General features: G+C 57.7%; 9 protein-coding genes and 1 pseudogene. 5 read left to right on the top strand and 5 right to left on the bottom strand.

The window, feature by feature from the left end; translation table 11 throughout:
* The first annotated feature begins 308 nt into the window (after window positions 1-308).
* The gene (locus tag AC13Q5_RS33425; RefSeq protein WP_488504704.1) at window positions 309-1,601 is read left to right on the top strand and encodes a sensor domain-containing diguanylate cyclase; all 1,293 of its coding nucleotides are present in this window, start codon (window positions 309-311) and stop codon (window positions 1,599-1,601) included.
* Between the two features lie 173 nt (window positions 1,602-1,774).
* On the opposite strand, the gene AC13Q5_RS33430 is transcribed toward AC13Q5_RS33425, so the two are convergent.
* Window positions 1,775-1,978: a cold-shock protein gene (locus tag AC13Q5_RS33430; RefSeq protein ID WP_488504705.1), complete on the bottom strand. Its 204-nt coding sequence runs from the start codon at window positions 1,976-1,978 to the stop codon at window positions 1,775-1,777.
* Window positions 1,979-2,232: 254 nt separating this feature from the next.
* Complete coding sequence (locus AC13Q5_RS33435) at window positions 2,233-2,451, bottom strand: hypothetical protein (protein ID WP_488504706.1); 219 nt, start codon at window positions 2,449-2,451, stop codon at window positions 2,233-2,235.
* A 618-nt stretch (window positions 2,452-3,069) separates the two neighbouring features.
* Between AC13Q5_RS33435 and AC13Q5_RS33440 the strand changes: the two genes are divergently transcribed.
* Entirely contained in the window at window positions 3,070-3,564 is a 495-nt protein-coding gene (locus tag AC13Q5_RS33440) for a histidine kinase (RefSeq protein ID WP_488504707.1), read from the top strand.
* Between the two features lie 801 nt (window positions 3,565-4,365).
* Here AC13Q5_RS33440 and AC13Q5_RS33445 read toward each other — a convergent pair.
* Both AC13Q5_RS33445 and AC13Q5_RS33450 read right to left on the bottom strand, forming a co-directional pair.
* Window positions 4,366-4,794 (bottom strand): annotated as a pseudogene (locus AC13Q5_RS33445) (Curdlan synthase); the annotation flags it as partial.
* 284 nt (window positions 4,795-5,078) lie between these two features.
* The gene (locus tag AC13Q5_RS33450) at window positions 5,079-5,297 is read right to left on the bottom strand and encodes a helix-turn-helix domain-containing protein (protein WP_488504708.1); all 219 of its coding nucleotides are present in this window, start codon (window positions 5,295-5,297) and stop codon (window positions 5,079-5,081) included.
* 175 nt (window positions 5,298-5,472) lie between these two features.
* Between AC13Q5_RS33450 and AC13Q5_RS33455 the strand changes: the two genes are divergently transcribed.
* Complete coding sequence (locus AC13Q5_RS33455) at window positions 5,473-5,832, top strand: hypothetical protein (protein ID WP_488504709.1); 360 nt, start codon at window positions 5,473-5,475, stop codon at window positions 5,830-5,832.
* Window positions 5,833-5,850: 18 nt separating this feature from the next.
* On the opposite strand, the gene AC13Q5_RS33460 is transcribed toward AC13Q5_RS33455, so the two are convergent.
* Window positions 5,851-6,624, bottom strand: a complete 774-nt coding sequence (locus AC13Q5_RS33460; protein ID WP_488504711.1) for an SOS response-associated peptidase — start codon at window positions 6,622-6,624, stop codon at window positions 5,851-5,853.
* Window positions 6,625-6,917: 293 nt separating this feature from the next.
* On the opposite strand from AC13Q5_RS33460, the gene AC13Q5_RS33465 reads away from it, so the two are divergent.
* Both AC13Q5_RS33465 and AC13Q5_RS33470 read left to right on the top strand, forming a co-directional pair.
* Complete coding sequence (locus AC13Q5_RS33465) at window positions 6,918-7,676, top strand: ImuA family protein (protein WP_488504719.1); 759 nt, start codon at window positions 6,918-6,920, stop codon at window positions 7,674-7,676.
* Window positions 7,591-9,105 (top strand): Y-family DNA polymerase, encoded by a 1,515-nt coding sequence (locus AC13Q5_RS33470; RefSeq protein WP_488504712.1) that lies wholly within the window; start codon window positions 7,591-7,593, stop codon window positions 9,103-9,105. Before AC13Q5_RS33465 ends, AC13Q5_RS33470 begins: the two co-directional genes overlap by 86 nt.
* Window positions 9,106-9,230: the final 125 nt, after the last annotated feature.

A 9,230-nucleotide genomic window follows, 5' to 3' on the forward strand; every position in this document is an offset into this window, starting at 1 on the left:
AGGCCGGCCATCTCAGCAAAAAGTATCAGTAGCGGTGAGAAGCAGTCCCATATCGAGGCAGACTGCTGATTGGGTGAATAGCAAAAATCTCTCGTAAGTAAAAGAACTCGATAACGTCGCGGTAAGCTCTAACGAATAGGCTGAGTTTACTTGTCAAATATCGAGGACGATCGGCAGCGATGCGCTTTTTACATTTCAGGCTCGTCGGTCCGGCGATCGTCGGCATAGCCTTATTCATCGCTGCGATGGCCACGTTTCCCTATTATGGCGTGAAACGAATTGATGCAGAGGCAAGACGGAGCCAGGAGATGCTCGTTGAGCGAAATATCGCTTTATGGATCTCCGACGTCGAGTTTTCGCTGACAGCCTGGACCATCTGGGACGAAGCAATCGCAAAGCTGGACAATACCTTCGATGCAGAATGGACGGACAGAAACATAGGCGCGTCCTTAATCGGTACCTCGAGGACACGCTCGGTGGTCGTCCTCGATTCCCAGGGCACCATCATCTATTCCCGCACGGATGACACGGTAAAGAATCGGCCCTTCTTCGTGCGTGGGCCGGTCGCTATGGTCCAGGATGCGGCCGACCTGCTCAGAAGTATCCGCTCTCGGGAGCGTCAACCGAAGAAGCCTGGTATTCCATCTCCGCTTGCGATCAGTCGGATCGAGGTCATCGGGGATGAAGCCGTGCTCCTTTCCGTCAGCCTATTCCAGTCCGATTTTGGGACATCCAAGCCGAAGGGGGAGCGAGCACCTGTTCTCATAACCGCGATGCCGATCGGGGGCACGTTACAGGATTTCTTCGGAAAGCGGTTCCTGCTCAACGATGCACAAATTAGTCCTCTCCCCGCCGTCGCGCCGGATCGCGCCCGCGCCGAAATCGCCGTCGGAGCGGGGGGAGAGGCTGAGGTCCTGTCCTGGCTTCCACCAACACCTGCGTCCGACGTCCTCTGGCAGTCGTTGCCTCTAATTCTGACCGTGGGACTCGTTCTTGCTGCCGGCGCTATCCTGATGATCCGCATCACGCAGACGGCAGCACAGGTGCTGGTGAATCGGGAACGGCAGATGTGGCACGCCGCGACCCATGATTTCCTGACGGGCCTTGCCAATCGCTCGCTCTTGAATTCGGAATTTGGGGCATCGGCGGAGAAGGGCACTTTCAGCATTGTTTGTCTCGATCTGGATGGCTTCAAGGCCGTTAACGATGCCCACGGGCATGCGGTGGGCGACGAGCTCTTGAAGGTTGTCGCAGCGAGGCTGAAGGCAGGCGTTCGCGCGGAAGACAAGCTGTTCCGGCTGGGCGGCGATGAGTTCGCCATCATGATGCCTGGCCTGTCGGCAACGGAGGCGGGGGACATTTGCCGGCGCCTCTCAAGCTCTCTTTCCGGCAAAATGAAATTGCCGGGCTGCGAAGTGTCCATTGGCGCTTCGTTTGGGATCAGCGAAGTGGCAGTGAACGGTCCTGGCTGCGAAGTTGCCCTGAAGTCGGCGGATGCGGCTCTCTATCGTGCGAAATCGGTCGGGCGTGGAAGCGTCGTCCTAGATGCAACCATGGAGCCTGACCAGTTCGACTCATATCCTCTTAAAGCGGTGGGTTGAGAAAGCGTCTCCTGAACCACCCACTGAACGCTTAACGGCGCTTGGTTGTTGAAACAGTGCCCTCAACCCTCCGCACCTTTAACGCCAGGCGATACGGTGAAGAGCGCCTCTCATAATGCATCCTCGTCCTGACAGCTGGATCAATGATGCACGATTGGATGACGAGACTACCCCTAGAGAATATTGACGTTTTCCGCCTTCGGCTTTCCGGTCCTGCGATCCAGCCCGAGATCGTAGGAGACTTTTGTGCCCTTGGCGGGCGAGCTGCCGCTTCTGAGCGCGGAGATGTGAACGAAGACATCGTCGCCGCCATCGTCCGGTGCGATAAAGCCGAATCCCTTTTCATCATTGAAGAATTTGATGGTTCCATTAGGCATGACCATTCTCCTTCGTCCGCTGTCTGACGACAACGACGATGATTTGCGACGGCGAATCTTTATCGTTTGTACAGCGGGCTTTCAAATCCCAATTGGAACGGCAGAGCGAAGTCAGACATAGCCCACTGGAAGACGGACGCGGTGCCGGTCAGCCAACATCAGAGTGCCGGGGCGCTCGTTGATTTCAATCGATCTGACGTCCGAATTCCAAAATTTCGTAGGACTTCTTGGAGCCTGAGGCCGCAAGTGCCAGATTAATGCAATAACGTTGAGGGAGAATCCATCCCGATGGCACCCGTGACAGTATCTAGATAGTCGTCAGCGAGCTCAAGCAGCGTTTCCGCTATGTTGTAAGACTCCCACCCTGCTTGTAGAAGCTGCTGGACAGCTTCATCGATCTTCTGCTGGAGTTGCTCGCGGCATTGTCGTTTAGATTCGTCTGCCCGACCAATTACCCACTCTTTGCCTGGCATGATAACGTCCTCCTCCATGACGACAGAGATGCGCAGTTCTAGGCAAGATATGTTGGAAGCGTGCGTAGGCAACGGGTGTCGCATCATTTTTTAAATTCAAAGTTCCTTTTTTTGATTCGTAAGGCCGATTGGTAAACTCAGCGCGTAGCGGTCGTTCGTCGAGTTGGTATTACCTTCTATGTGAATTTTGTACCGGTGAGCGCAACTCCGTTGGACTGAGGGGCGTTGCAAGTATGTGCTGTTCCGCCACCTTCCTAACAGGTTTGGTGGCGCCAGAACCGCCCTCGTGTTCGTCCTGCTGCAGGCATTGTCCGATACGATCATGCAAGGATAGCCGGTCACGACTGAGGCGCTCACCAGACAGTGAATTGAGATGAATTTAATATCGAATTCAGTATCCGGACCGAACTATCCTTATGCAACTATCGAGTACGAAGATACGGCGCGCGACTGGAGATTGATGTCCGGCCGACCTTGTCAGTAACGACAGCCTATTTCGTTGGGCTTATTTCATTTAATATTGCTACTTTGTTCGCCAGGTGATCACGATCTTAATATGTTTTCTTTAGAAGCTTCATGCCGTCCTGCATATCGGCCTTAAGCTCTAAGGATTCTATCATGAAGAAAATTATCATATCGGCTTTGCTTGCATTAACGTTTCCTCTTACGGCGCACGCCGCGACCTTGACATTTCCTGGTGACAAGCCCGTCGCAAGTATCACCATTCCAGATAGCTGGAAGCCGGAGGAAACCGACGGCGGCGTCCAGGGAACCTCAGACGATTCCGCGGTCTATCTTTCAGCCGAGGTCGCCAGCGACAAATCCATGGATAAAGTTGTTACCGGCGCGATCGATTTTCTCGCAAAAAATAAAGTGACGATCGACCCCTCAACTCAAAAGGAGACGCCCGCTACCGAGGTCAACGGTATGCAGATGGCCACCCTGGAGTGGGATGGTAAAGATGAAAACGGTCCAATTAGCGTCGGCTTGCTCATCGTCCAGGTGAGCGCTGACAACGCTCTCGTGGTGACGTACTGGGGAGACAAGGGCGAGGAAGATAAGCACGATGCTGAAGTTAAGGCAATCGTCGCTTCGATCAAGCCGGTTGAATGACTTAGTCTGCGGCCGCGGGAAGCTTATTACCGCCGCCCACGGGTTGTTGCGTTCAGCCCCGCTTTGACCTTCTTTCCACCCGGCGGTGACTCGCCGGGTGACCTATTTCTGATGCATGTCAACGAACCGGTCGTAATGGGACGGTGGCTCCATCCGTCAGACGCGAATTTCCCCGCACCTTCTGCGATTGAGTGAATTTTGGCATGTGGTGTCCACGTAAAAGAGGTGGACACCAAGTGATGGATGAACGGCTTCAAGGCGGGCGCGAGAACCATTCAGGTTTCGTTCAGCCACTTGGTTCCAAGATGATGATATAAAAGGAGGTTTGCTATGAAAATCTTTAAATGTCTCTCTGCGGCGCTTCTGAGTGTCGGTTTGTTGATCGGCGCCGATGCTGCATCGGCTACGCCAATGATGAACATGACGAAGCCGGAGGTCCAATCATCCGTTCAAACGGTCCGTTATCATCGTCATTGGCATGGCTCGCGACATCACCGGCCTCACCATTGGGGATCACACCGGAGCTACCGGAGCCATTATTGGCGCGGCCATCATTACGGTTGGTACAAGCATCGTCATCACCGTTACTACCGCTACTAAGCGTCGCCGGCGCCCTGACCGAGGGCATGACCGCGCGGGCGGGGGCCTTGCGCTTCCGGATATCGGCCGCAACGGCGGCGGATCGGTCAACTTGCCCGATCCGGCTGTGGTTTGGCGCCGATCAAGATGATTGGCGCAAACCGATGCTGCGCATGGGGTCGATTTAACGGACTCGGCAGCCGTGGCGGTTCGACGTTTCGGTTAGAATGTGCGCGTTCGGCCGAAGGAACGCAGCAGAAGATTGACTGATACGGCGACCTTGTCGAGCTCCGGAATGTCTCGCGAATAGTCTCCCGTATAGAGCTTTACGATCATTTGGTCTCGGACAGCGCCATCGAGCTCGAAATGAAGATGGAGATAATAGGCTTGCCGATCGCCTCCCCGGCTCACGCTCCTGCGCCGCTGAGTGACCTGCTTCAGTTCGGCTTCAAAGGGTGCGAAGCCCTGAAGGTGCAATAAGACGGATTTTGACTCGAAGCGTGAATCCGCCGCAACCGCGACAACGGCCTTGTCGAGGGCCAAACTGACCAACCGGCCGGGGATGTCATCCACCGAGGCCGGTTCGTCCAACTTGAAGGCATGAAACAATCGCTGTGGTTTCTCAAAGCAAATGAGAGAGGCGATAACCATGCCAGCTCCCCAATATCCGCTTTTGGCCAAAGTCACTCCGAGCACACGTAGAACCTCAACCGGTCGAACCCTGCGGTGCGGACACGCATGCCCGGTAGCGTGGGAGGGATCGACTAGATTCTTAGCTGCCCTTATCCCGATCCGAAACTTCGAATCAATCAAGCAGGCTTACCGCTCCGTAGCAAAGGCATGGCGGGATCGCGGAGGCAAAGGTTCGTGAACCGTCTCCGGATACCCGCCGGGATAAATCGTGCTTACCAAACGCGCGGCCGAGCTAGGGGATATCAGCCACGCGACGGCTTCCGTCCACTCTTCAGCGGCTTCACTGTGACGACATCGTCGGCCACCGGAAGGAAGAACTCAGAAATATCGCAGGCCAGCGCCTCCGCGATCTTCTCAAGCGTCGTAACCGTCGGGTTCTTACTGCCCCGCTCAAGATAGCCCACATAGGCGCGCTCGACATTAGCCTCAAGCGCGAGATTATCCTGCGAGATTCCCCGCATTACCCGTATTCGCCTGAGATTCAGTGCCACTCGCTGCCGTGCATCCATGGCGGAAACACAACATTTGACAGTTGATAAAACCACGTATTATAGAACTATGAATGGTGATCTTGAACGAACCAGAAGTAGCGCCCGCGGCCCCGCGAGGCCAATCCGACCAAAGACGGTAAGGTGTATGACGGTGGTGCCCGACGAAACGGCCGACTTGCTGATGGCTCTGCTCTTTGCCGTGAGAACAATCGTCGAGAGCGGAGTGGAGGGTAAGCAACATATGGCGAAGACCTACCACGAGGCACGTTCACTTATAGCGATGATTGATCATGACCACGGTTCGGCACGTCCCCGCATTGAGGCATGTTTGAAACACTTCAACATTCATAAGAACGTCGACGACGCAGCTGCAGCCGGCTGGATGATCGCCGCGATCGAGGAGCGGGTGAGCGAACGTGACCTCTATGGTTGGCGCAGGCTGAAGGAAATCGTCGATGCGGCGGTGCACGAACTGCTTCTGTCCGAACAGTTGTCCATTCATTGAGCTCCCAAACGTCGTTCGTTACAGCAAGCCTGATGGACTGACCAGCTCACCCTCCTTGGTGACGATCGTCGATCCATAGGGCTCGCGGGACATGACGGTCAGTGCGTTATCCGGCAATGGCCGGGCGAGATCCTTGGCCTCTTCCCATGGCGCCGTCATCCAGACGTCGGTTTCTTCCCTGGTCAGCAGCAGGACCGGCATCGCCGCTTTGTGGATTGGCTTGATCAGATCGTTCGGATCGGTGGTCAGGAACCCATAGAGGTCGTCGGTCGTCAGCCCATCCTTGACCTTGCGCACCGATGTCCATTGCGGCACGTGAATGCCTGCAAAGAACATCAGCGGTTTGTTGTTGTCGCGAGCAAACCAGGCATTCGGCACATTGCCGCCCTCTTCCTGGCTTGCCGGATCCGGCTCGGCAAAGCTGGTGACGGGAACCAGACAGCGGTTCTCGACGCCGAACCAGCGCCGCCAATGTGCAAGCTTGAGATTGCGAATATTGGTGACGCCGCGGTCGACCTGTTCGCGTAGCAGCTGCTCGAAATCGACCTCCTTGCCCTTCGCCCTGAGCTTCTCAGCCTTGGCCTCGGCGGCCTTGACGAGAACGAACGGTGGAGAAGGCAGTCCCCAGCGGGCATGGACGAGCTGCTTTTTGCCGTCCGCGGTATTCCGGACGATCGGCCCCATCTGGTCCGGGTTCATCTGGTAGGCCGGCATCAGGTTGATCAGGCTCTCGGCATCCTGAGCCCATTTGTTGACCCAGTCCTTGTCTTCCATGCGGTACAAGTTACACATCGACGCTCCATCTCCCTTGAAGCCGGCCGACATGGTAGCGGACGAAGCGCTGGAATGCCAATCGGTGGCTGCCGGCCGACCGGCTTCGAAACTTTTTGGAAAGCTCCGTCACTGGACGTTTGAAGTCATCTCCATGATTCCCAATGCGAATCTTAAAGTCCACTAAAATAGAGGGATAATATTCCTATTTCGGGTTGCTTGACACGTAAAGCGACTTGGAACATTTAGTGAACATATACACTTGACCGACATCACGTCGATACCAACACGACCTTGTGAAGGACCCGTGAATGATAACTGCTGCCCGTAACAGGGTGATATCCGATCTGAAAGACCGTATCGCGTTACTCGAAGGGAATGCGGGCAAGAGGAGCGGCTGTCTCGCCTTCGGTGTACCCGAGATCGACGCGGCGCTGCCGGGTGGGGGTCTCGCCCATGGTGCCGTACACGAGGTTGCCGGCGGCGGGGCGGGCGTCGTCGATGGTGCTGCCGCTGCGCTCTTTGCCGCCGGCATTGCGGCGCGCACAAGAGGCAAGATCGTCTGGTGCCTGACGCGGCCGGACTTGTTCTTTCCGGCGCTTGCGCAGGCTGGCCTCCATCCCGATCGGGTCATCTTCGTTGAGGGCGACGGGCAAGAAGATGTTCTTGCCTCGATGGAAGAAGCGCTGGCCTTTGGTGGCCTTGGCGCCGTCGTCGGCGAGGTTGTCCGGCTGCCGATGGTGGCGTCGCGCCGCCTGCAGCTGGCGGCAGAAAAGACCGGAACCATGGGCCTGGTGGTCAGGCGCTGGCGGAGGCAGGTGGAGGCATCGGATTTCGGGCAGCCGACGGCGTCGACGACGCGGTGGCGGGTCAGCGTCTTGCCGTCGGAGGAATTGCCGGTTCCAGGTGTCGGCCGGCCAAGATGGCTTCTGGAATTGATGAGGGTGAAGGCGGGTGAGTGCGCTGAGTTTGTCGTGAGGGCGTGCGATGCCACGGGTCGTATCCATCTATCTGCCGGACCTGCCAATCGAGCGGATCAGGCGGATGGATCAAAGAGCAGAATTATCGCCTGACAGACCGCTGGTCCTGATTGCCAGGAGCGGCTCCAAGCGTTTTGTGTCCGCGGCCGATACAAAGGCCAGGGAAGCCGGCATTCGTGTGGGCATGCCGGCCGCCAAGGCGCAGGCGATGGTCCATGGTCTGCAGTTCGTCGATGCGGATTCGACAGCCGACGCTGAAGCGCTCCAGCGGATCGCGCTCTGGTCCCTGACGCAATATTCCCCGATCGTTGCCGTCGACGGCACCGACGGCATCATCATGGATACGGAAGGTGCCGATCACCTGCAGGGCGGCGAGCTTCCGATGCTCACCGGGATGGTCAATCGTTTCCGGGCGCGGGGACTGACCGTCCATGCGGCAATCGGCGACACGTGGGGTGCGGCCCATGCCTGTGCCCGCGCCACCCGTCGCGAGACCGTCATCATCCCGCCTGGAGAGACCGCCTGCGCCGTCGAACGGCTGTCGATCTCGCTGCTGCGGCTGCCGGTGGAGATCGTCGCCAGCCTTCGCACCCTCGGGTTCAAGACCATCGGTGAGTTGGCGGCAACGCCGCGGGCGCCGTTGGCGCTGCGCTTCGGACCGGAGATCGGAAGGCGCCTCGACCAGATGTTCGGTCGTATGTCCGAGCCGATCGATCCGATCCGGGCGCCGGAATGGATCGAAGTCAGCCGCGCCTTTGCCGAACCGATCGGTGCGGCCGAGACGATCGACAAATATGTCGGCCGCCTCATCGTCAGGCTGGTGGCAGAGCTACAGCGCAAGGGGCTCGGCGTTCGTCGCACCGATCTCATCGTCGAAAAGGTCGACGGCAACAGGCAGGCGATCCGCGCCGGCACCGCCAAGCCGGCCCGCGATATCGCCTGGCTGACAAAGCTGTTTCGCGATCGAACGGAAAAGATCGAGCCAGGCTTCGGCATCGAGAAGCTGACGCTGATTGCCGTCATGACCGAACCGCTTGGCGAGGAGCAGCGATCGTCGCTGGTCGATGAGAAAGATCGGGACATCACGCCGCTGATCGACACCTTCGGCAATCGCGGGCAGCGCGTCTATCGCATCGCACCGGTCGCCTCCGATGTCCCCGAACGCAGCGTCCGCCGGATTGCAGCCGCGGCTGACGACGTCACGGAAACATGGGTGCATCACTGGCCACGGCCGGTGCGGCTGCTGGCGCGGCCGGAATTGATCGAGGTCATCGCGCTTTTGCCGGATCATCCGCCTGTCTCGGTCACCTGGCGCGGCAAGCGCCGGCGGGTCAAACGCGCCGACGGGCCGGAGCGCATATTCGGGGAATGGTGGACGAGAAGTTCCGAATTCGATGCGGTGCGGGACTATTTCGTGGTTGAGGATGAGGCCGGCGAGCGGCTGTGGATCTTCCGCTCCGGCGATGGTGTCGATCCAACAACCGGCTCGCATCGCTGGTTTTGCCACGGGATCTTTGCATGAGCTACGCCGAGCTGCAGGTCACTACCCATTTTTCCTTCTTGCGCGGCGCCTCGTCGGCCGACGAGCTGTTCCGAACGGCCAGGGAGCTCGGCATTTCCGCACTTGGGATCGTCGACCGCAATTCA

The organism is Martinezella sp. CNPSo 3964 (genome assembly GCF_057784375.1).